Genomic DNA, 21,983 nt, shown 5'->3' with positions numbered 1-21,983 from the left:
TAGATACACATGAATCTACGAGAATTTTTATTTTAGTCAACCATTACCAAATTATCCGTATTTTCAGCTTCTTGCGCCTTTTTACGCTTCTCAGCTTCTGCTATTTCTTCTGGCGTTAATTTAACAATAGCAAATCCAATATATCCATAGATAATAGAAATAATCGGTACAGTAAAGTTAAGAATTGCATATGGTGCATATTCCATTGCACTTACACCTAAAGTAGCTAAAATAAACACACCACAAGTATTCCAAGGGAAGAAAACAGATGTTAATGTTCCCCCATCCTCTAATGCACGAGAGAGGTTTTTAGAATGTAAACCACGTTGTTGATAGACACCCGCAAACATACGTGAAGGAACAACAATTGAGATATATTGCTCAGAACATGTTGCGTTGGTTGTTACACAAGCTGCAATCGTTGAAGCAATAAGACTTCCAGTAGATTTAGCAAACTTCACAATTACATTCATCAATGCCTTTAACATTCCTGAATACTCTAAAATACCACCAAATGTCATCGCTACAATCGTCATTGAAACCGTATTCATCATCGAGTCTAGACCACCACGGTTAAATAAATCATCCACCATGTGATTACCTGTTGAGATTTCAAAGCCTGCCTGTAATGCTTGTACAGCACTTGCAGCTGAACCACCTTGTACAAAAATCTGTAGTAAGAAACCTGAAACAATCCCTATAATTAAAGCTGGAATTGCTGGTACTTTCTTAGCTACTAATACAATAACCCCCACAGGAACAAGTAATAGTAAAGGAGAAATAACGAAGCTTTCTTCCATCACTTTTAAAGTTGTTAATATTTCTTCAGATTGCATTGAAACTTCTGCAAATTTTCTACCCATGAATCCAAAAACAACAAGTGAAATAATCAACGCTGGAATCGTTGTATAAAGCATATGCTTAATATGTGCAAACAGATCTGTACCAGTTAATCCTGCTGCTAGATTTGTTGTATCTGATAATGGTGACATCTTATCTCCAAAGTATGAACCCGAAATAACAGCACCAGCAATCATAGCCGCTGGAATACCCATACTTAAACCAATACCCATACCCGCGACACCAATTGTAGCCATTGTAGACCATGAACTACCAATAGCTAATGACACAATTGAACATAACAACATGATTGTCACAAGGAACCACGCTGGAGAAATTAACTTTAGACCGTAGAAAATCATTGTTGCTACGACACCGCCGCCAATCCATGCCCCAATTGTCAAACCTACTAAAATAATAATAACAATGGCAGGTAATGCCAGACGTATCCCTTTATACATCATCTCTTCAATTTCTGCCCATTTATATCCATGCATTTTGGCAACAATTGCTGCTACAGTTGTGCCAACAAGAAGAGGTACGTGAGGACTTTGCTCTAAAACAACTACTGTAATCAACATAGTAATAATCATAATTGCAAAAGTTAGTAGTGCCCAGCCCGCATTAATATCCTTTTTCATTTTTCCATCCCCTTTTTTTGCACCAAATCCCTTTTCGGTTTTTTCAAGACGCAAATAATTTTTTACGTTTTTTAGCTTAATATTCAAAAAATTAAAAGTCAACGCAAAAAATTTATGCTTCCCTAGCAAATCCCTTTATTTTAGCGTAATAAAACGCTTTCAAGTAGCAATAAAAAACAATGCAAACCCTTGAATATCCATGCATCATTAAAAATGTTCATGCAAAAAAGCTATATGAAAAAAGTTACATTTTTTCATATAGCTTTTAATATTTTTTTATTCAGGCTTTTTTTCTAATACACATGCAAGTACTTTCGCAGCATCAATTAAGGCACTACGATCAAATGTCATTTTAGGGTGGTGTAATCCTGGTGTTAAATTTGCACCAATTCCAATCATTGCCGCTTTTAATTCCGGCTTTTTAACTGTATAGAAATGGAAATCGTCACTACCTGGTGTAGTTATTTCATCTGCTAAATGCCCTTCTCCCAAAGCCTCAATGATGGCATTCTTTGCCATGTTCGCAGCAGTTGGGGAAACTTCAGCACCTGGTGTGAAATCTATCCACTTCCAACTCATATCAATTTCAAATTGTTGCTGTATTGATTTCAGACCAGATTCAATTTTACTGCGCAGCAATTCAAGTTGTTGATTATGCTGTGCGCGAACATCCATTGAGAAACTAGCATTACCTGGAATAATATTTGTACTACCACCATCCGCAATGATTTTTGTTAACTTAGCAGAATGTGGTTCAAATGGTGATAAATGAATGCTGTGTAGCATTTGTTGCACGGCCATAATAACATCAATGGCATTTTTACCTTGATGTGGTCTAGCACCATGTGCATCTATTCCTTGAATAGATCCCTCTAAAAAATAAGCAGCGCCATGATGAATCGCAGGCGAAACTTTGCCAAGTGGTAATTCTTCTATTGGTCTTAAATGAACACCAAATAAATGTGATACTCCATCAACCGCGCCTCTATCAAACGTTGCACATGCGCCATTTCCTAGTTCTTCAGCAGGTTGGAAGATGAAACGAATACGATGTTGTAAGGTGCGATCTTTCAGTAGTAATAATGCACCAAGAACCATGGAGATATTCGCATCATGTCCACACGAATGATTTGCTTGCCACTTCCCATCAACTTCCTGCCATAAGGCATCAATATCAGCACGTACTGCAACAATTTCATTACCAGTCCCAATTTCAGCTATTAATCCTGGTATATCACCTAATAAACGATAACTAACATGCAATTCATCCAGTATGGAAGCAATTTTTTTAGTAGTCTCAAACTCTTTCCAACTTACTTCGGGATATTGATGAAAATGATCAAACCATTGATAAATCGTTTCTTCTACTGTTAAAGCTTTCGACATAACTACACCCTCTATACGCATTTTTGTTTCCCATTATACATGAATCTTTTTCAGAAAAGTACATATGTCATCAGACCTAATACACTTATTTTAATCATATATTACATTCATATGCACTGGAAAAGCCATTTATCAATAGAGGTATAATATACAATGGGCTATGCTAAAAGTTAGTATACTTTCAACATAGCCCATCAAATTTTCATTATAAACTTGTAAAAAACCCTTCTGGATACTCTTCATACTGTATATTCACCATTTGCTCCTCATTTTTCTCTTCTTCTTCACGTAAATCGAATTCTTGATCCATTAAATACGTTTCAAACTTTGAATTTAACAACTTCCCCATTGTACCACTCCTTATTAATTGAATTTTCTGATAAAAGGATTATACAATAGATTTTTAGTAAATTGCAATAAATTATATACATTATGCATTATAACTATAAAACCTATCTCATTTTTAGATTGAACTATCGTATTTTTTCTATTTATTTACAAAATAAAAACTGCATCTTTTGACATTCAGATACAGTCTCACTTTTCATTCTATTGAATGGCTCCACAGGCTATTCTAGCTCCTGAATTACCAGCAGGATCTGTTTTATAATCATCCGCTGATTCATGAATGACAATAGCACTTCCATCACTATCTAATAGCGAATTTGGTTGATCTTTTTGTAAAGTTAACCCCTCAGCTAAAAAATTAAGATCCACATTGCCATCTTCACCAATTTCCAAATTTGGTAAGTCCCCTAAATGATAACCATTAGGATTTAATTTACCATGTTCCTTGTTTGTTGGATTAAAGTGGGCACCAGCTGATTCAAATTTAGGTGGTTCACACTTTCCTACTTCATGAATATGGATACCATGTGTGCCTGGTGGTAAGCCTGTTAATGCGAGCGTCATCATAACCCCATTATCTTCCTCTTGAAGATATGCATTGCCATAGCTTTCATTATTTGCACCAATTACTTTTGCAGTAGCTGTTAAAGGGGTAGATGCATTGACAGCTACTTTCTCCTCTTTCTTATCAAAAAAACTGCAACCCGCAACAAAAATTAGTAAAGAAAGACTCATTAAGCTTATTTTTTTCATAAAAATACCTCCTCTCTTTCTGATGATTTCCAATTTCTTCAGTACTTATGCACAATTAATCATTTACGATTCTATAATGGCTCCTATATCATTTGAGCCTGAATAGGAAACTCAACCAAAATAAAAGGGATTTCCCAAAGTTCGAGAAACCCCTTTCATAATTAATTTAAGATTTTTACCGTTACTGTTTTGACACCCCACTGAAGTGCTTGTCCTTCAGTAGGAATAAATACATCGATTTTATTTCCTTTAATAGCTCCCCCTGTATCAGCAGCGATTGCTTCACCATAACCTTCCACCCAAACCTTCGTACCGAGTGGAATAACCCGTGGATCTACAGCGATTACCTTTAAATTAGGATTCGACCTTATATCTGTTCCATTTGCTGTAATTCCTGAACAGCCTTCACAATAGGCTGTATACGCAGTCGCACGCATTGTTAATGTTTTACCAGAGACAGTTGCTGGAGCACTTGCTGGTTTTGTTTTGGCAGGTGCAGCAGGCTTAGTAGCTGTTGCAATCCCCCCGGAAGTTTTTGGTTTTGGTTTTGCAGCTGAAGCTTTAATAGCTATCGATTCACCAGCTAAAATCAAATCTGACGCAAGGTGATTCCATTTCTTCAAATCATCTACAGTTACATTATTAATACGAGCTATTGAAAATAAAGTATCCCCACCTTTGATGACATATTCATCCCCCAATGGTTCTTCTGCTTTTGACGTGTCTTTCACTAAGTCTTGCTCTGGGTAAAACCATAATGAATCCTTTTCATTTAATTGCTGGAACTCACCTACTGTTAAATTATAAATTTGCGGGAGTGCCCATAGTATATTGCCTGGCGATTTGTCCTTAGCAAAGGAAGGACTAGCATAGAGACTCACACCAAATGTCAATACTACCGCTAAAGCTAATGCTCTTTTCTTCATGTTTAGTAATACCTCCATCATTTTATTATTTGTTGCAAATCTGTTGCTAGCACACTAGAGTTAAAAGCTCTATTATGTAAGCAACCATAAGTTTGCAAATTAATAACTCAGGACTAGCTACCTGATATTAGGAATTATTACTATAAAAACGGAAAAATATACAATTTCAATTAATTTTTTAGTAATTTAATCAATTTATTGCGTATAAACTATAATTTAGTAGGTCTGTTTAGGACTTTTTTATATTAGATATTTGCTATATTTAGCCGATAAAAAAAGAAAAGGAGGGAATAAAAATGGAAGTTAATTCACTTATGTCATCCCAGCTGATGGAACTCCAACAAACAGTACAGATGAGTGTCATGCAAAATGCTCTTAATTTAAACACAACTACTGCAATTGAATTACTGAAAGAACTACCTCAACAACAAACAGCTCCTACTCACCCATATAAAGGATCCATAATAGATATCTCAATCTGATCATACAGCCATATTTATCGAAAGGAGGTTCCTTATGTGATTCGGGTAATTATCGTGGACGATGAGCCATTAGCTCTGGTTAGTATGAAAAAACATTTAAATGAATTTGATAACATAGAGGTCATTCGAACTTTTACTACTGCAAAGGATGTATTGAAAGAAGGACCTACCTTAGACTTTCAAGTAGCATTTTTAGACGTTGAAATGCCAGGTATGAGCGGATTAGAAGTAGCACAACTGTTAAAAACATGGGATAAAAATATCTGTATCATTTTTGTAACTGCCTATCGAGACTATGCTGTTCAGGCATTTGATGTACAATCACTTGATTATTTATTAAAGCCAGTTTCAAAATCTCGTTTAGAGATAACCATTAACAGAATACAAAAGCTATTCCAAAAAAATCTATCATCGGAGAAAACTCGAACGCATCAAAAGCCTATGCTTCAAATCAGATGCTTTGGAGAGTTTGTCGTTTCTTTTGATGAAAAAGTAATTCATTGGAGAACAATTAAAAGCAAAGAATTGTTTGCCTTTCTATTTTTACAGCTTCATATGCCCGTACCTCGTGATAACATTTTAGATTCACTTTGGAGTGATACGGATGTAAAAAAAGCCAGAGTACAATTGCATACTACTGTCTCCTACTTACGTACAACACTTTCATCTTATGGCTACACGGATGTCATTGAATATGCAAATGGCTGCTATATTTTGAAACTAAACGATTTTCAATGTGATGCCTTTGATTTGGAGGATATCTTAAATACCAAAGCTGAAACAGGACGATTAAATATTGAAAGAGCTGAGGAACTCATCCAAAATTACCATGGTGAATTTATGGCAACAATGGACTATGCATGGACTACTAGTAAAGCAAATTTGATGAATAAACAATTTAGTCAACTACTTGATGAATTGATACTTTATTACTCTAAAAATCAGAACCTTAAAAACAGAGAGCGTTCATTGTTATTTGCTTTAGAGTTTAATCCGTATTCCGACAAAATCGTGCAACAATTAATCCAACATTATACTGAAATTGGAAATCGCGCAGAAGCTATAAAAATATACCATTCTTTTAATAGCCTTCTATTAACAGAATTAAATGTGTCACCATCTCAGGAAACCACAGAACTTTTTCAAAACGTCTTACATGCACATGAAAAAGAGCATGAAAACAAGCGTTTACCCCTAAGGACATGAAAAAACATGCTAGCGTCCAGTGCTAGCATGCTTATATAGTTTAATTATTTAACAATCATTTGTCTCATATTACTTACAACACATAAACAGTTTCTTCCAGATTTTTTAGCCTTATACAAAGCATGATCTGCAATTTCTATCAGTTGATTGGGACTTTGGACATTTGGTGTAAAAGCCGTAATTCCAGCAGACATTGTCACAGGTCTTCCACACACAGTTTCTTGTAAAGCTTGTTTGATTCGGAGACTTTCCGCTAATTGGACTGCATCCTCTATATTCATCGAAGGTAAGATGACCATAAATTCTTCGCCGCCAAATCTAAAGCATAACCCCTGCTCCCCGACACTGCTCTGCATAGTAATCGCAAAGGCTTTTAAAACTTCATCTCCTACAGTATGACCATATGTATCATTTATACTTTTAAAATCATCTAGATCTATTAAGATAATGGCATGAGGAACCTTATCAATAATTAAATTGTGTAAAATTTGATCCATTCTTCTGCGATTAAGAATCCCTGTTAATGAATCTAAGTTCAACTGCTCTGTTAAGTCATTGATTTTACTTTCCGAACAGATCATCATATTTTGAATATTCTTTTTCAATAAATTTACCTCATCATACCAATCAGCAATTTCCTCAATCCCTTGTGCTCCTTCATCTACTTCAATTCTTTTCGATAGCTCTTTGAGAGGCTGTGTAATTTTAATAGCAAACCAAATAGCAAATCCCATTATAGTCGCTATAACTATTATGATTGGGCCTAGGACTTTTTTAAAAAACAAATTGAAGGACACTATTCTTTCATCAAGTAAAGTATCAACCATTTGTTGCGTATACAGCTTTAATGAATGGTCATCTGTCTTAGCATCTTGTAAATAGCTTTCCGTAATTGTCGAGACTTCCATTACATAAGTTTCTTGTATATTTGTTTTATGTTCCTTCAAAATTTCATTGAAATTACGATAGCTACTCCAAATACTAATACTAGATGTTATGAGGACAACAATAGTTGTCATACTAATAATAAGAAACGATAACTTTAACTTGAATTTACCCACAATAGATCATTTCTCCCATTGAGATGTTTTTTCGTTAATCTTATCTATGTTTAAATTTTGATATACTTATTCAATCATCATACGTCAAACCTCTTAAAGAAAACTTAAACACTAATGATTTTTTCCTCCTTCAATTTAAAAGGAAAAAATCGATAGTACTACTAACTCCAAATTGTTCTATTTATATAGGCTTAAAGCATTCTTTTATTATCCATTATATTTTCTTTTTTCCAATTTCGTGGCATGGTAGATAGAGATTATTAGGAGGGAAAAATTGCTGTGTTGAGAAAAGCTTCTACCCAACATCTACTTATTATAATTGCCATTTTTATAGTCCTTACTTTTCTAAGGTTATTATGGTTAAACTATTTCCTCCCCTCTACACATCAACCTAGTGCCAAAGATGGTGTGGTCCACATAAACAATTTGACTACATCGGAAGAAGAAGTTATTTCCTTGGATGGAGGATGGATCTATTATCCTGGACAATTTGTGAATTCTGAAAATAAGGGGGGTAACAAAGAGAGTCATAGCAATACGTATAATACCCAAAATATTCCTGCGTTAAAAAATGAGCGAACGACTCAACCCTATGGCACTTATCAGTTAAAAATTCTGCTACCAAACAATTTAGATAATGATCGATATGCCATTCGTATACCTGCTATCTCAACTGCATCAACCTTATATATAAATGGAAAGCTAGTAGGAAAATCAGGCAAAGTAGCAGATAATGCAGAAGACCATGAAGGTCAAGCTGCACCTTATACTGTTTATTTTACTAATACACAATCTGAAATTAATCTCATACTTCATGTATCTAATTTTGATACACCTACAAGTCCTATTATTAATAAAAGGGTTTTATTTGGCACTGCGTCAGCGATGACGCATCATCAATTAATTGTAGGGCTATCTCTTTCAACTATTGTAGTTATGCTAATCATATTCTCTCTTTTTAGCATACTTGTATATTTGTTCATCTATCGAAAATCTATCGTTTTACTTTTCACATTTGGTTTTCTTTTGCCTTTAGCAGATGAATTAATTACGTTTGATCGCTCCCTACTGGATTGGTTGCATCTGAATTATGTATGGTCCTATAAGCTTTCTTCTATTATTTTTCTAGGAGCCTCCTTTTTCTTTGTTCAGTTTATGAGAGTCCTCTTAGTCAAATATCACAACACTAAAACATTTCAATGGATTTTTGCTTGTTATGTTTTAAGTGCAATACTCACGATTGTTTTACCAATGACATGGCTGATACCTACGAAGAATATTTTCTTCGTACTTTATCTAGTATCCTTTCTTTACGTAGTGGTACTGGCTCTTAGAGAGTATTTAGAAAACCAAAAAAGGAGCTCTGCTTTTATTGCACTAACAGCTATCGGCACCACAAATGGTATTATATGGGGTTTCATTAAATCTGTTTACGTATTCGATATTCCCGTTTATCCATTCGATTATTTATTTATCATGCTTGGTTTTTCTAGCTATTGGTTCAAACGTTTTCATGAGAACTCTCAGCAAATTCAAAACTTAGTGACTAAACTACAACACGAGGATGCTTTAAAAGATGAATTCCTTACAAGTAATGCAGAAAAACTTTGGAGTCCAATGAATAGGATGATTACCCTAGGACAATCCATTTATGACAACCCACATAACAAACTTGTTACTGAAGATGAAAAAAATCTTAAACACCTTATCGATATAGGTAGAAGTATGTCCTTTACGTTAAACAACATACTGGATTTTACTCGTTTAAAAGAAGGAGATTTACATCTCCATACACAAAGTGTAAATCTTCAAGGTGCTGTTTATGGAGTTTTCGATATCCTCCGCTTTATTGCAAATGGTAAACAAATACATATGGTATCTTTAGTACCTCCAAGTTTCCCAAATGTATTAGCCGACGAAAATCGCCTTATTCAAATCCTATTTAACATTTTGCATAATGCCCTAAAGTATACAGGTGAAGGCTCTATAGAAATTATTGCTCGTGAAGAACAGCATATGGCTATTATCCACATTCGTGATACTGGACAAGGCATGGACAATTTTGTACAAAGTCTTTTGTATTCGCCCTATGAACAGGGCCAAGAATATGATGAAGGCATTGGTATTGGCCTACTTATTTCAAAAAAACTGATTGAATTACATGGAGGTACGTTAAATATACAATCTATTCCTAACAAAGGATCGAATGTTTATTTTACATTACCTCTTGCAGATGAAAGTAGACAAAATAAGGAATACGCAACCTTTAATGCACAAGCTAAAACTCAGCTATCCACAAATGAACAAGAGTTATCCATGGTGTCAGATAAGCATTTCAGGATCTTAATGATTGATGATGACCCTATGAATTTAGCAACGATGAAAAGTATATTTTCGATCTCTGAATACGAAATTACTACTGTTACAACCAGTGAGAAAGCTCTAGCTCTGATTCAGCAAGAATCATGGGATTTAGTAATTGTTGATGCAATGCTTCCGTATATTTCAGGCTATGCTGTAATTCAAAAAATACGAAAACAATACTCATTGCTGGAATTACCTATCTTATTATTGACGATAAGAAAGCACCCTGAAGATGTTTATACAGGCTTTGCCTATGGTGCTAATGATTATGTAACAAAACCTATTAATGCATTAGAGCTAAAAGTAAGAAGTCGAGCTTTAATTGATTTAAAATATAGTATTCAACAACGTCTACATTTAGAAAGTGCTTGGCTGCAATCTCAAATCCAACCACACTTCTTATTTAATACACTTAATACCATTGCCTCGCTTAGTACTATTGATACAGATAGAATGATCGATTTAATGCATCACTTTGGTGAATATTTACATGCCAGCTTCGATGTCAGAAATCTTCAAAGAGTAGTACCACTACAGCATGAGCTCGATTTAGTTCGTTCGTATCTTTACATTAAACAGCAGCGATTTGGAGAATTAATTCAGATTGAATGGGATATTGATGAAACGATACAAATTGAAATTCCTCCAATTTCTTTACAAACGTTAGTTGAAAATGCCATTCGACACGGTATATTAAAGAAAGAAGAAGGCGGTACTGTTTGTATTCGTATTAAAGATTTCACAACTTATGTATCCATTAGCGTAATAGATGATGGTGTGGGAATTAGCCCCACTCTATTAGAGGAATTGCAAGAAGATTACAAAGGGACAAGCTCTGGTATAGGAATAAGAAATACAAATCTACGACTTAAAAGAATTTATGGCCAACAATTACAAATTCAAAGTACTATAAACCAAGGTACAAATGTTACTTTCCATATACCTAAAGATTAAAAATCGGAGTCATTACAACGCCATTTTTGTAGTGACTCTTTTCTCAAGTTTCCAATTACATATAGATTTTTCGAAATGAGGGTACAGTATACATATAGAATAAAGGAAGGATCGATAGGTATGTACAAAATATACATAATAGAAGACGATGCAAATATAGCTTCACTGATTGTCGAGCATTTAGCTAAGTATCAGTTTGAATGCTTTACTGTACAACAATTTCCACACATTATTGAAGAATTTAATACTATACAACCACACCTGGTCATTATGGATATCAATCTCCCGACTTACGATGGCTATTTTTGGTCACGGAAAATCCGTCAACTCTCAACATGTCCCATCATCATTGTCTCTGCCAGAGTAAATGATATTGATCAAGTATATGGAATTGAAAATGGAGCCGATGATTTTATCACAAAGCCCTTTTCATTGGATGTCCTCATGGCAAAAGTAAATGGACTACTTCGGCGTACCTATGGTGAATATGCTTTAACCGAGACAACAACCATAACTATAGCCAATACTACATTAAATCCAGATACAGTTCGTCTTCAAACAAAAGCCAAAGAGAGCCTGTTAACGCTAAAAGAAATGCAGCTTAGTAAGTTATTATTCGAAGCTTACCCTAATGTAGTGCCGCGTCAAAAGCTTTTAAGTGCTATTTGGGATGATGAAACCTTTGTTGAGGAAAATACTTTGTCTGTGAATATTGGTCGATTACGTAGAAAATTGGAAGCCGTACACTCTAAACTTGAGATTAAAACGATCCGTGGTCTTGGATATCAATTAGTGGAGGAAAGTGAATGAAGCTATTCTTTCGAGATCATCTTAGTATCATTATTCTCTATAGCATAAGCTTCCTCCTATTACCTTGGATAATTCATGTATTAGATGACCTATCCTCACACTATGCCTACTTTATTTTTCTTGTCAGCTTTCTATTTATTCTGTGGCTACTTGGTCGTTATTATCGAAGAAGAAAGTTTTATCACCATTTACAAAAAAATATCAACACACAGGATGATCTTCATTTATTTGAACCACGTGCAGCTATTGAGCAATACTATAGTGAAAAACTAAGGCAAATACAGTATTTATTTTTAACCCAACAGCAAAGATTGGAAGAACAAGCACATGAGAAGCAACTAGTTCTATCACATTTTGCACATCAAATGAAGACACCTTTATCTGTTATTCAATTAATCGTTCAAGCTACACCCAACAAGACCACTGATGAATTGCAACAATGGTATACCATCAATAAAGAGTGCAATAAATTGACATTTACCCTCAATCAGTTATTAACGTATGAGCGCACATCTCATTTAGTAGCTGATTTAAAAATTGAACCTATTATTTTAAAAGGACTCGTGCAAGAAGTCATCAATGATTTGAAGGATTTCTTTATCATAAGAGAAGTTTTTCCAAAGCTGACGTTTGCTGAAGACCAAATCATTTATTCAGATCGAAAGTGGTTAAAAATTGTACTTTATCAAGTATTAAATAACGCCATTAAATATAGTGAAATGGCAAGCACCATTCATATCCATTATGACAACACGGCTTTGCACATAAAAAATAATGGTGAGACGATCCCTACTAGTGAAATAGCACGAGTCTTTGATTTATTTTATACAGGTATGAAGGGGCGAACGAGTGGTGAAGCAACAGGTATAGGCTTATATTTAGTGAAAAAGATTTTAACTACACTAGAGCACCCCTTCACTTTACAATCTTCTGAGCATGTCACTACTTTTTCCATTAATTTTTCAAATAGTCTTAAAAAATGAAGATGACAAAGTTGTCATCTTCACGTCATCAAGAGAAATAGGTTATGTGCCGCTCCTTTTCTATACTAAAGTTATCTAATGAGCATAAAGGAGTTGTTTTAATTTGGGTAACACAATACTACAAGTAAACAATTTGCACAAGGAATACATCGGTGAGATCACCTATAAAGCGTTAAACGGTATCGATTTTCAGCTACAACAACAGGAATTTGTAGCTGTCATGGGACCTTCAGGTAGTGGGAAAACAACATTTTTAAATAGTGTATCCACTATTGATCGTCCTACCGCTGGCGATATCTTCATAAACAATCATAATCCTTACGCATTAAATGATGAGGAGCTCGCCAAATTTAGACGCTCTGAACTAGGTTTTGTATTTCAGGATTTTAATCTTGTGCATACATTAACAGTGAAAGAAAATATTTTATTGCCATTAACATTAGATAGCATACCTGCTTCAAAAATGCTTCAACGTTTAAAGGATGTCGCTCAATTTCTTGGTATCGAGGAACTATTGTCGAAACGTATTTATGAAATTTCAGGTGGACAAAAACAACGAGTAGCCATCGCTCGTGCCGTTATACATGGGCCAAGTTTATTGTTAGCAGACGAGCCTACTGGAAACTTGGATTCAAAGGCTGTCAATGATGTCATGAACTTATTTTCCTCAATTAATCAAGAGCTTGATACGGCTATTCTCATGGTGACACATGATCCTTATGTAGCAAGCTTTGCCAATCGCATTATTTTTATTAAAGATGGGAAATTATATAACGAAATACATCGAGGCAACAACCGTAAGCATTTTTATCAGGAAATTATGGACACGCTTGCTTTTCTAGGTGGTGGACAGCATGAGCTTTAATCATATTGTGATTCAAAATATTTTACGTGACAAATGGACGTATGTTTCTTACTTCTTGAGTAGTATGTTTTCTATTATTATTTTCTTTCTATTTTCTGTTATCGTCTTTCATCCAAATCTGAAAAGCCTAGATCCAAACTCTACACTTGGAATTTCTTTAATGCTAGCTAGTATGCTCGTTTATTTATTCTCTTTTATTTACATTACCTATTCAATCACAGCATTTTTACGTAAGAAGACCAAGACCTTAGGAATATTTATGATTACTGGGGCTTCCATGAAGCAGATTCGTAAGCTGGTCTTCCGTGAAAATCTGTTGATTGGCTTTTTAGCTATTCTGGCGGCTATCGTTCTCGGCCTTGTTATTACACCTCTTTTCTTAATGGGTGCAAAAGTCATTTTAAAGGCAGAAACATTTGGTATGTACATCCCTCTTCAAGCAATCAGCATAACCATAGGATTATTTCTGATTTTATTTGTTGTAATATCGATAGTTGTTACGAGGTTCATTAATAAAGAAGCGTCTATCCAACTTTTAAAAAGCGATACAGTTATCGAGAAATCTATTAAGCCTCATTATGGGTTATTAATACTAAGTATTTTGATGTCTGCCACTTTAGCTTACTTGCTAAAAATCGAGCATTCCATTGTAGACACTTTAAGTGTCCTTTATTATCTGTTATTTTTTATTAGCATTCTTAGTACGATTTATTTAGTTATTACACAAGGATTTCGTTTGTTTTTAAAAATATATGAAAAGTCTCCTGCCTATCTTCAAAAAACAAATATGCTTTTGGCGTCCAATTTAAATGCAAAAATGAAATCACATGCAAATATGCTGTTTCTAATTACTATCCTATTAAGCGGTGTCTTTCTATGTACAAGTATTTTATTTAGCTCTTATTACAATGTAAAAAAGGCTAGTGAAGAAAATTATCCATATAGCTTTCAATATATTGCTGATCCAAGAGCTGATGACAACATGGTAAAGGCTGATCTTGATTATCTTGAAGATACTTTATCAACTGTTCAAGCTCAGAGGTATTTTATTGAATTTAAATCAAACGAAGATCAACGCATTGGCTATATGGCGTTATCGGATTATAACCTGATCCAGCATCAGGACAACAAACTAAGTAAAGATGAATTTATTGCCGTCGCTGGCAGTCGAGATGTAGCGCCTACAACAAACAATACCAGCGATCTGTATATAAAATCTTTCAAACTAGCCAGCACCCATGAGCAAAATCTACTATCTACCGGCTTCCAACAAAGTTATTTCATTGTACCTGATGACATTTACAAAACCATTGACTACCCTATTTATAAAACGTATATCTATGAACTGGAAGATTGGACAGCCCACACTGATTTGGCAAAAATTATTACCAGTGACTTACCCTCTTTACCTGGAGAACGTTATGTAACATCCAAAATTGATTTATATAACACAGAGATGTTTGTTAAAAGCGTCATGTTCTTTATCGGCTCCATGTTAAGTCTAATTTTCTTAAGTGCAGCCATGAGTATATTGTACTTCTATTTACAAACAACATTACAACAAGAGAAGGAAAAGTATATTGGTATACGTAAGTTAGGACTTTCTAGAAATGAATTAGCTACCATTATCACTAAAGAATTGGCGATTCTTATTTTTGTACCATTCACCATAGCTATTACACTCTTGCTAATTACACTTTTTGCTATACAAACAATGGTTTCTACAGCATTTTTACAAGTTTCCATAGCTAGCTCTTGTTGTTTCTTTGTGCTTTTCCTCATTAGCTATGTATTAATTCGAAAAAGTTATTTTAAACGCTTAGTAAGCTAAAAAATCGCACTCCTTAAGGGGTGCGATTTTTTTATAGTGTTGAAAAACAAACCAATTAATAGAATCTTTATGAAAAGCTTTTAACAAAGTTTTTCAAATAAAGTGAAGGTGTTAACTACTCATTTTAGTGAGGAGTGTCGTCATTCATCTCTTCTCCTCATTGAAAATAAAAGCCATTATTCAAATAATGGGCTATTGGATCGCTACTGCTGCTTAGGAAAAAACACTTCTGTAGAATGGTTGATTGGAGAGGAACCAGCGTCACTCCTAGGGGATTTAGCGTCGCAGATGAGACCTTGGAGCGAACGTAAGTGAGTGAAGCGGCTCATCGGACGCCCCCTGGAAAGGACGCTGGCGGAACGCAAATCAACCTCTCGCCTTGTGAAAAGGTCTTTTTCTGCAGATGACATTTTCTTTTTTACCAAAGAACGGGCTTTGCTACCATCAGCCATAGCATAATAAGCAATAATACTATATACATCCAGGTTTTACGATGCAACAGTGAAACAAATTGTAGATGATTAAATGCTGGTGTGTTAAAAGTACGCAACGTCGGTTTAAACGCCCTTGCTAGAAATACGATCGATGCAAACATCACGAGGAAGGTTAATACAATCCACGAGGTATTCCAATGATAGCCCGCATGCCACATTAACAAAATACCAGAGGCTACTAGTACATGCCCTGAATGTTTGACGAGCGTAATGGCCCCCTTAAAGGCTTCTATATATGGTGGCATGTCATCCATGGAAGCTATGCGCATTTTTTTTACAATGGTTAGCACAACGAACAAAGGCCCAATCGAAAGAATAGCACTTAAAATATGTATATAAAGAAGAAGTGTATAAATGGAAAACATACTGTGTACTCCCCTTTTCATCAGTCCCCTTCATTATAGCATTCAGCTGAATTTACTTTATCAGCAATTGTGAATCCTTTGTAAACACAGCCTGAATCATTGTTAAATTGTTTGAAAAACGTATAAAGAGGGTATTGTTTATAGTAACATGCACTTATAGAACAAAAAGGAGTGATTTTTATAGGAATTCATCAATTTTTCACAAGTCTTAATGATTTAGAGCGTATTATTCGTTGCCCTGGTCGCTTCAAATTTGAAGAGCACAACGTGGCAGCCCATTCTTGGAAAGTGTCCCAATATGCGATGTTTTTCGCAACGTTAGAAGAAATGCACGGTGCAACAGTTGATTGGAAATCTTTATATGAAAAGACAATCAATCATGACTTTGCGGAAGTGTTTATTGGTGACATTAAGACACCAGTAAAACATGCTAGCCCAGAGTTAAAGCAAATGCTCGCACATGTGGAAGAAAAGATGATGGAAAAATTCATTATCAATGAAATCCCTCAAGAATTTCAGGCTATTTTCTTTGAACGGATGAAAGAAGGAAAGGATCAGACTTTAGAGGGTCGGCTACTTGAATTTGCGGATAAACTCGACCAGTTTTATGAGGCTTTCGCAGAATTAAAGCGTGGTAATACTGACAAAGAATTTGTCTATATGTATCAATCAGCCCTTTCAAAACTGTTGGCGATTCCACTTGAAGCGACCGTCCACTATTTCCGCACAGAAATTTTAAAGGATGCAGTAAAGGAAAAAACACATATCGATATTCAAGCATTAACAAATGAAGTATTAACATCAAACTAATAGGGTGCATGTACAAGTTTTCCGATTGAAAAATTCACGGAAGGCTTTTTTTATTTTCCGCAAAAAGTCGTATAATGAGGAGAGATTGAATGGAGGGAAAGTATTGTCACAGGAATGCTCAATTATAGAAGATTTAATACCTCTTTATAAAAAACAACTGCTTCAAGCATCAACAATAGAATTTGTCGAACAGCATCTAACAACTTGTCAGCAATGTCAGCAGCTTGTAGCCAATTCATCAACTCAGAACGCATACTTACCCATGAAAAGAACAGTATCCTTTTTTCATATCATATTTATTGTATTATCCTTTATGTTTGCCATTAACTCGTCCTTACTTGGCAATCAAAAGGGCTTTGTCATCTCATATGCTCTTTTCGGCTGTCTTTCTTACCTTTTCTATAAAAATATCTGGATTGTTTTTATCATAAGCTCTTTGCCTGTATTCGTTTGGGCTATCATTAATAATCTTAATAATGAGCTCTATATTACAATCTTTTCTTTAACTGAAATAGGGGCGCTTGTGATTGGAGCTGGCTACATCGCACTTTTACATACCATTTTCGCTTTAATTGGCGCAGCTTTTGCCATTCTATTACGTAGGGTTTTTCAATAAACAAAAAAGCACCTTTGAACTTTTTTACCAAAGTTGAGGTGCATTTTGTTTGTTAGGCCTTTTTCACAAATTCTGATTTTAATTTCATGGCACCAAAGCCATCAATTTTACAGTCGATATTATGATCGCCTTCCACTAGACGAATACTTTTTACCTTTGTCCCAATTTTTAAAGTGGAAGAACTGCCCTTCACCTTTAAATCCTTAATAACAGTAACTGAATCGCCGTCAGCTAACAGATTACCATTTGCATCTTTTACAATAAGTGCATCTGATTCCTGTTCAGTTGCGTCCATACTCCATTCATGCGCACATTCTGGACATACATAATTTGCTCCATCCTCATATGTATATTCTGAATGACATTTTGGACAATTTGGATAAGCTGCCATTTTTGCTTCCTCCTTTTATATTTTTACTAGGAAAATCCTCTTTATGCTCCTATCTTTACATAGTCGACCTTATTTAGCAAAGGTTGTTCGTATTTTCCGTTCGCATTTGTGAAAAAAATATGAAACATCAGCACCTTTTTGAAGGTAGTACAAGATGTTTATAACGCTATTTGGAACACTTGCCCATTGACTAATTTGCCATTATCATCTTACTTGCATGTTTATCAATCATGCTTTATTATATCCATAAAGGCTGCATTGTTCGTATAATATTAAGTTTTAACCTTTAAGCTGTAAAAGGGAGTTTTATTATTGGAGTTGGAATGACGGGCCTCACACTACGGTGCATGAGGATAAGCAGGAAAACTTCTGCGAACACCCACTTTGAGGAGTGGTGGTTTAAAACTTTCTATAATAACTACGGCATACGCGGCTTTTACTTAAATAGTGTTATATCAAGGTTTCTACAGCATCTTAGCCAAATTGGTTAAGGTGCTTTTTTCATCCCAAAATAGCCAATGGGGTTAAATTGGGGTTAAACCTCATTATAATTATTGGTAATTAAAATTAAACGCTTGTTTATCTCCGCACAATATACACTCTCATGCGAGGCTCAATATACATTTTTTTATCAACAGGCTTATTAACATTTTGGATTCCTTCTTAAATTTCATTTCCTCATATTGATCTTCCAAATCAAAAATTGTTAATTGCCCCTGCAGTTCCATATATTCAAAATGAGTCATATTTTATTTCCCCTTTCATCATTCCAGCCAGTTTTCTAAGTTTGGTCTACTACATATTTCTGTTCGACTATCACGCTTATTCAGCCAATTATAAAAAGTACTGGACGCTCTCTATCTGCTGTTTCTTCTATAGATGATGAATTAGTCACCTTCATACTAGAACGTTCTACAGCCTTGTTAAACGCCCTTACAAATACAGCTCTTAATGTACTAGTGATATAGTGATAGTTAATGTACCATTCACAAAATCACGTATATCGTTCATTTTTGTAGCCAAGATACATTTGTGAAGTTGATCTTTCAATTCATCTTGTAAAGGCATCGAGTGCATGAAATCGTATAGCATTACTTGGTACTCCATGTATGCCTTTTTCTTTTCAGCTTGCAAAGGTAATTCATTTGCCAAGACTCATAATATTATTTGCTTGTTTAGAACTTAAAAGATTTAGATGATTGGTTTTCAGATTGTTGCGCTTCAACCTTACTCTCACAAGGCTTTTCAGCATTTCCACGCTCGCACATTGACGGTGGGACATTGTAAGGCAAAATAATGTAGATGCTTGCTCCTTGTCCACTTTTGCTTTTTACAGTGGTTTCTTTCTTAACGATCCCTAACGATTCCAGTTTTGAAATAGCCCGATAAACTGTCTTTGTGCTGATCTCCAATGCTGCTGCAATTGTGGCAGCTTTCAAATGACAAGCTCCTGGATGTTCTAAGCTATGAGAAGCAAGTTTGAAAACGATGGCACGTTCTGATTCTGTTAAATCATAGTAATGAGCCGCAATGTGTTCCTCAACTGCTGTGTCCATGTCTGCTACTGATTCAAATGTTTTATAAGTTGCTAATTTTAGTGAAAATGAATTAGAGGAGATTGCAAACGCTTTAGATGCAAAATATGAGGCTCATTTCGTTTTAGAGGATGGACGCAAGTTTTAGGTTACAGATAACTAATATTGGTTGTCTGTTTTTTATTATGTACAAATCTCATTAAATTTCCTATTATAGTTAAAAAAGGGGGAATTTAATTTGAAAAAAACAACAGTATTATTTAGTGTATTAATTTTACTTTTAACTTTTAGTATGGGTGCTTACGCTGCAACTAAATACAATTTTACTTTTGATGGCAAAAAACAATCTATCGATGTGCAGGTAATTAATAATCAAGCATATGTACCTTTAAATGCTGTTACAGACCTTTTTGGGGGAAAAGTGACTTACGATAACAAAACTAAAACGTATGCTGTTACATCTAATGTCACTGGAACAACTAACACTCAGAATGGATTAACACAAACAATTGGTAATATTACAGTTAAAGTTGATAAAATTACCCAAGATGCAGATTCACTTAAAGTTTTTGTAACATATATAAATAACTCAAAAAAAGAAGCTATGACCGGGGATAGTCTCTCTAAGATTATCGCTAACGGAAAACAATATGAATATGACTTTGATTTTAACTTTGCCAGATACTATGATAAGGACGTAGCAAAAGCAGCGAGTTACATTGAACCTGGAGTAACAGAGAGTTCAGTGATATTTTTCAAACCAGTATCTACAGATAAAATTAACGTTGTATTAAATGCAGGTTGGGAATCCTATCGTTTTAATGATGTAAAGATTCAAAAATAATAAACGCAAAAAGCCCAGGCTCAAACTTAATTGAGTACCTGGGCTTTCATGGTTTAATTTATAAACAAAATTTTTCCACATTAAATCTCCAAATTAGGCATTGTTATCCTTACAGCTAATTCTACTATTGGTTTTGAGAAAGTCCTTGGAATCATGGGACTTGGTAAATCTCCATCATGATTGGCAAGTCCAAAAGATGCTTCTCCTATATGAATCCAATCTATATCATCCTTACCCTCTATAAAACCTATAAAATGATAATTTGCACTATAAGTATCATATCCATCCTTATTGGGGATTGCTCTCCAAACTTCGGCTTCTTTTGTAGGATCAACTCCAAATTGTTTAAAGAAATTCAAAATCTGTTTTCATCTGACACCTTCAGAATTCGGCTTTTTATACATGATTGATACAGTACCTTAGCTATTTAGGTTCAGGTGCTTTTTTATATTCAACCTACTCTTTCCTCTTCTCCTTATTCAATCACTTCCTAACCATTCATAAAAAGTAAGGACAACCTTCTTGTATTTTGTATAATTCCCTCCCATTTTGCGCATAGATGGAGTAACAAGGGAGGTTATGACATTGAAGAAAATAATTTATCTATTGGTTTTTACTCCACTACTGTTAGTAGCTTGTGGAAAGAGCGCTGAACCAAAGGAAGTGGCAGTCGATCAAAATACGAATGTTGAAGATATTGTAGGCGCGATTGTGAAAAACGAATTCTCTGTGGATGAATCAAAAGACGGTGTTGTCACAATTTCCATTCAAGATACAGATGTAACAGAAGGATCGAAAAGCCAAATGCTAAAGGATTCTACTAAAATTTTTGCTGATTTGTCCAAATTAGAAAATGTGAAGACACCTGCTATTACTTGGTTTGCTCCTCTCACTGAACCTGATGGGGACAAAACAATGACTGAGGTTTTGAATATTTATTTTAGTGAAGAGGATTTTCACAAAATAGACTGGGCCAATTATCTACAGGTCGATATAGAGTCTAGCGCTACAAATTATCATGAAGATGAGGCTTTAGAAGATTAATCACATAAAGATACCCCACAGCCTATTGTGGAGTATCTTTTTTTACATATTGTTCTATAGCGTTTTCCAAAAGAGAGTGCTTTATTTTGTAGTGAGTTGCTTGCCAAATTCCTTTCCCACCCTGCAGGATTATTAGTTGAGGAGATTCGTGCTTCACTTGAAGATCACAGGCAATAGCATTTGAAATTACCCGATCCATTTGTACAATGACAAGATATTTAGGCAATTCCGTTTGTAATTCTTTATATTCCTTTAATGCTGAAATACTACTTATACATGTCATGCTAATTTTTAACACAAGACAAGGTTTGAACTTCGATTGCTCTAAAACCTCGCACCATTTGTTTAATGTCGTTATTCGTTGCATTTAGTAACCCCCTAAACAGATTATATACTACAAGGGGTATTTTAGGTTACAAAAAAACACGAGACTA

The 21,983-nt window shown here is 34.8% G+C and carries 23 protein-coding genes and 1 other RNA gene; 12 read left to right on the top strand and 12 right to left on the bottom strand.

Features of this window, described 5'->3' with window-relative positions; translation table 11 throughout:
• Positions 1–32: 32 nt before the first annotated feature.
• The 5 genes from nhaC to LBYS11_RS01900 all read right to left on the bottom strand — a co-directional run bounded on the left by nhaC (position 33) and on the right by LBYS11_RS01900 (position 4,894).
• Positions 33–1,481 (bottom strand): Na+/H+ antiporter NhaC, encoded by a 1,449-nt coding sequence (gene nhaC, locus LBYS11_RS01915; protein ID WP_048393453.1) that lies wholly within the window; start codon positions 1,479–1,481, stop codon positions 33–35.
• Positions 1,482–1,757: 276 nt separating this feature from the next.
• Positions 1,758–2,867 carry an amidohydrolase gene (locus tag LBYS11_RS01910; protein WP_054549062.1) on the bottom strand — a complete coding sequence of 370 codons (1,110 nt, stop codon included), beginning with the start codon at positions 2,865–2,867 and terminating at the stop codon, positions 1,758–1,760.
• A gap of 205 nt (positions 2,868–3,072) precedes the next feature.
• Positions 3,073–3,216 (bottom strand): hypothetical protein, encoded by a 144-nt coding sequence (locus tag LBYS11_RS23175; protein ID WP_167444843.1) that lies wholly within the window; start codon positions 3,214–3,216, stop codon positions 3,073–3,075.
• Positions 3,217–3,416: 200 nt separating this feature from the next.
• Positions 3,417–3,968, bottom strand: a complete 552-nt coding sequence (locus LBYS11_RS01905; RefSeq protein ID WP_054549059.1) for a superoxide dismutase family protein — start codon at positions 3,966–3,968, stop codon at positions 3,417–3,419.
• Positions 3,969–4,129: 161 nt separating this feature from the next.
• Positions 4,130–4,894 carry a 3D domain-containing protein gene (locus LBYS11_RS01900; RefSeq protein WP_103117358.1) on the bottom strand — a complete coding sequence of 255 codons (765 nt, stop codon included), beginning with the start codon at positions 4,892–4,894 and terminating at the stop codon, positions 4,130–4,132.
• A gap of 296 nt (positions 4,895–5,190) precedes the next feature.
• On the opposite strand from LBYS11_RS01900, the gene LBYS11_RS01895 reads away from it, so the two are divergent.
• A complete protein-coding gene (locus LBYS11_RS01895; protein WP_004229797.1) occupies positions 5,191–5,376 on the top strand; it encodes a putative motility protein in 186 nt (61 codons plus the stop codon).
• Between the two features lie 36 nt (positions 5,377–5,412).
• Entirely contained in the window at positions 5,413–6,582 is a 1,170-nt protein-coding gene (locus LBYS11_RS01890) for a response regulator (protein WP_048393245.1), read from the top strand.
• Positions 6,583–6,626: 44 nt separating this feature from the next.
• On the opposite strand, the gene LBYS11_RS01885 is transcribed toward LBYS11_RS01890, so the two are convergent.
• Positions 6,627–7,643 (bottom strand): GGDEF domain-containing protein, encoded by a 1,017-nt coding sequence (locus tag LBYS11_RS01885; protein ID WP_103117357.1) that lies wholly within the window; start codon positions 7,641–7,643, stop codon positions 6,627–6,629.
• Between the two features lie 426 nt (positions 7,644–8,069).
• On the opposite strand from LBYS11_RS01885, the gene LBYS11_RS01880 reads away from it, so the two are divergent.
• The 5 genes from LBYS11_RS01880 to LBYS11_RS01860 all read left to right on the top strand — a co-directional run bounded on the left by LBYS11_RS01880 (position 8,070) and on the right by LBYS11_RS01860 (position 15,450).
• Entirely contained in the window at positions 8,070–10,961 is a 2,892-nt protein-coding gene (locus LBYS11_RS01880; protein WP_233732362.1) for a hybrid sensor histidine kinase/response regulator, read from the top strand.
• A gap of 120 nt (positions 10,962–11,081) precedes the next feature.
• Positions 11,082–11,771 carry a response regulator transcription factor gene (locus LBYS11_RS01875; RefSeq protein WP_066038418.1) on the top strand — a complete coding sequence of 230 codons (690 nt, stop codon included), beginning with the start codon at positions 11,082–11,084 and terminating at the stop codon, positions 11,769–11,771.
• The gene (locus tag LBYS11_RS01870; RefSeq protein ID WP_103117355.1) at positions 11,768–12,754 is read left to right on the top strand and encodes a sensor histidine kinase; all 987 of its coding nucleotides are present in this window, start codon (positions 11,768–11,770) and stop codon (positions 12,752–12,754) included. Before LBYS11_RS01875 ends, LBYS11_RS01870 begins: the two co-directional genes overlap by 4 nt.
• A gap of 103 nt (positions 12,755–12,857) precedes the next feature.
• Positions 12,858–13,619 (top strand): ABC transporter ATP-binding protein, encoded by a 762-nt coding sequence (locus LBYS11_RS01865; protein WP_103117354.1) that lies wholly within the window; start codon positions 12,858–12,860, stop codon positions 13,617–13,619.
• Complete coding sequence (locus tag LBYS11_RS01860; protein ID WP_103117353.1) at positions 13,609–15,450, top strand: FtsX-like permease family protein; 1,842 nt, start codon at positions 13,609–13,611, stop codon at positions 15,448–15,450. The genes LBYS11_RS01865 and LBYS11_RS01860 overlap by 11 nt, the downstream gene beginning before the upstream one ends.
• Before the next feature lie 418 nt (positions 15,451–15,868).
• Here the strand turns inward: LBYS11_RS01860 and LBYS11_RS01855 are convergent, their stop codons facing one another.
• Positions 15,869–16,309 carry a hypothetical protein gene (locus LBYS11_RS01855; RefSeq protein WP_048393233.1) on the bottom strand — a complete coding sequence of 147 codons (441 nt, stop codon included), beginning with the start codon at positions 16,307–16,309 and terminating at the stop codon, positions 15,869–15,871.
• A 171-nt stretch (positions 16,310–16,480) separates the two neighbouring features.
• Here LBYS11_RS01855 and LBYS11_RS01850 point away from each other — a divergent pair, with 171 nt between their 5' ends.
• Both LBYS11_RS01850 and LBYS11_RS01845 read left to right on the top strand, forming a co-directional pair.
• Positions 16,481–17,119, top strand: coding sequence for a YfbR-like 5'-deoxynucleotidase (locus LBYS11_RS01850; protein ID WP_081010946.1), 639 nt, complete (start codon positions 16,481–16,483; stop codon positions 17,117–17,119).
• Between the two features lie 103 nt (positions 17,120–17,222).
• Positions 17,223–17,735: a zf-HC2 domain-containing protein gene (locus tag LBYS11_RS01845; protein ID WP_048393231.1), complete on the top strand. Its 513-nt coding sequence runs from the start codon at positions 17,223–17,225 to the stop codon at positions 17,733–17,735.
• Positions 17,736–17,787: 52 nt separating this feature from the next.
• Here LBYS11_RS01845 and LBYS11_RS01840 read toward each other — a convergent pair whose 3' ends face one another.
• Positions 17,788–18,126: a zinc ribbon domain-containing protein YjdM gene (locus LBYS11_RS01840; RefSeq protein WP_048393229.1), complete on the bottom strand. Its 339-nt coding sequence runs from the start codon at positions 18,124–18,126 to the stop codon at positions 17,788–17,790.
• Positions 18,127–18,373: 247 nt separating this feature from the next.
• Between LBYS11_RS01840 and ssrS the strand changes: the two genes are divergently transcribed.
• Positions 18,374–18,566: non-coding RNA, 6S RNA (ssrS, locus tag LBYS11_RS01835), on the top strand.
• A 508-nt stretch (positions 18,567–19,074) separates the two neighbouring features.
• Here the strand turns inward: ssrS and LBYS11_RS23405 are convergent.
• Both LBYS11_RS23405 and LBYS11_RS01830 read right to left on the bottom strand, forming a co-directional pair.
• On the bottom strand, positions 19,075–19,278 hold the full coding sequence (locus LBYS11_RS23405) for a hypothetical protein (RefSeq protein WP_233732359.1): 204 nt from the start codon (positions 19,276–19,278) through the stop codon (positions 19,075–19,077).
• Between the two features lie 23 nt (positions 19,279–19,301).
• On the bottom strand, positions 19,302–19,682 hold the full coding sequence (locus LBYS11_RS01830) for a helix-turn-helix domain-containing protein (RefSeq protein WP_103117352.1): 381 nt from the start codon (positions 19,680–19,682) through the stop codon (positions 19,302–19,304).
• 217 nt (positions 19,683–19,899) lie between these two features.
• Here LBYS11_RS01830 and LBYS11_RS01825 point away from each other — a divergent pair, with 217 nt between their 5' ends.
• Positions 19,900–20,505 (top strand): stalk domain-containing protein, encoded by a 606-nt coding sequence (locus tag LBYS11_RS01825; protein ID WP_103117351.1) that lies wholly within the window; start codon positions 19,900–19,902, stop codon positions 20,503–20,505.
• An 80-nt stretch (positions 20,506–20,585) separates the two neighbouring features.
• Here LBYS11_RS01825 and LBYS11_RS01820 read toward each other — a convergent pair whose 3' ends face one another.
• Entirely contained in the window at positions 20,586–20,864 is a 279-nt protein-coding gene (locus tag LBYS11_RS01820; RefSeq protein WP_233732356.1) for a hypothetical protein, read from the bottom strand.
• A gap of 220 nt (positions 20,865–21,084) precedes the next feature.
• On the opposite strand from LBYS11_RS01820, the gene LBYS11_RS01815 reads away from it, so the two are divergent.
• The gene (locus LBYS11_RS01815; RefSeq protein WP_231595654.1) at positions 21,085–21,549 is read left to right on the top strand and encodes a hypothetical protein; all 465 of its coding nucleotides are present in this window, start codon (positions 21,085–21,087) and stop codon (positions 21,547–21,549) included.
• 22 nt (positions 21,550–21,571) lie between these two features.
• Here LBYS11_RS01815 and ytxJ read toward each other — a convergent pair whose 3' ends face one another.
• Positions 21,572–21,916 carry a bacillithiol system redox-active protein YtxJ gene (gene ytxJ / locus LBYS11_RS01810; RefSeq protein WP_066038413.1) on the bottom strand — a complete coding sequence of 115 codons (345 nt, stop codon included), beginning with the start codon at positions 21,914–21,916 and terminating at the stop codon, positions 21,572–21,574.
• Positions 21,917–21,983 lie beyond the last annotated feature (67 nt).

Origin of the sequence: Lysinibacillus sp. YS11 (genome assembly GCF_002896375.1) — a bacterium.
In the GTDB taxonomy this organism is placed as follows: Bacteria; Bacillota; Bacilli; order Bacillales_A; family Planococcaceae; genus Lysinibacillus; species Lysinibacillus capsici.
This window is presented reverse-complemented; position numbering and strand designations above follow the sequence as displayed.

What these genes read in the sequence shown, in the direction of transcription:
- LBYS11_RS01855 (WP_048393233.1), bottom strand. Translation starts at nt 16,309, where the DNA reads ATGTTTTCCATTTATACACTTCTTCTTTATATACATATTTTAAGTGCT.
- LBYS11_RS01905 (WP_054549059.1), bottom strand. Translation starts at nt 3,968, where the DNA reads ATGAAAAAAATAAGCTTAATGAGTCTTTCTTTACTAATTTTTGTTGCG.
- LBYS11_RS01910 (WP_054549062.1), bottom strand. Translation starts at nt 2,867, where the DNA reads ATGTCGAAAGCTTTAACAGTAGAAGAAACGATTTATCAATGGTTTGAT.
- ytxJ (WP_066038413.1), bottom strand. Translation starts at nt 21,916, where the DNA reads ATGCAACGAATAACGACATTAAACAAATGGTGCGAGGTTTTAGAGCAA.
- LBYS11_RS01830 (WP_103117352.1), bottom strand. Translation starts at nt 19,682, where the DNA reads ATGGACACAGCAGTTGAGGAACACATTGCGGCTCATTACTATGATTTA.
- LBYS11_RS01875 (WP_066038418.1), top strand. Translation starts at nt 11,082, where the DNA reads ATGTACAAAATATACATAATAGAAGACGATGCAAATATAGCTTCACTG.
- LBYS11_RS01815 (WP_231595654.1), top strand. Translation starts at nt 21,085, where the DNA reads ATGACATTGAAGAAAATAATTTATCTATTGGTTTTTACTCCACTACTG.
- nhaC (WP_048393453.1), bottom strand. Translation starts at nt 1,481, where the DNA reads ATGAAAAAGGATATTAATGCGGGCTGGGCACTACTAACTTTTGCAATT.
- LBYS11_RS01870 (WP_103117355.1), top strand. Translation starts at nt 11,768, where the DNA reads ATGAAGCTATTCTTTCGAGATCATCTTAGTATCATTATTCTCTATAGC.
- LBYS11_RS01895 (WP_004229797.1), top strand. Translation starts at nt 5,191, where the DNA reads ATGGAAGTTAATTCACTTATGTCATCCCAGCTGATGGAACTCCAACAA.
- LBYS11_RS23175 (WP_167444843.1), bottom strand. Translation starts at nt 3,216, where the DNA reads ATGGGGAAGTTGTTAAATTCAAAGTTTGAAACGTATTTAATGGATCAA.
- LBYS11_RS01860 (WP_103117353.1), top strand. Translation starts at nt 13,609, where the DNA reads ATGAGCTTTAATCATATTGTGATTCAAAATATTTTACGTGACAAATGG.
- LBYS11_RS01840 (WP_048393229.1), bottom strand. Translation starts at nt 18,126, where the DNA reads ATGGCAGCTTATCCAAATTGTCCAAAATGTCATTCAGAATATACATAT.
- LBYS11_RS01900 (WP_103117358.1), bottom strand. Translation starts at nt 4,894, where the DNA reads ATGAAGAAAAGAGCATTAGCTTTAGCGGTAGTATTGACATTTGGTGTG.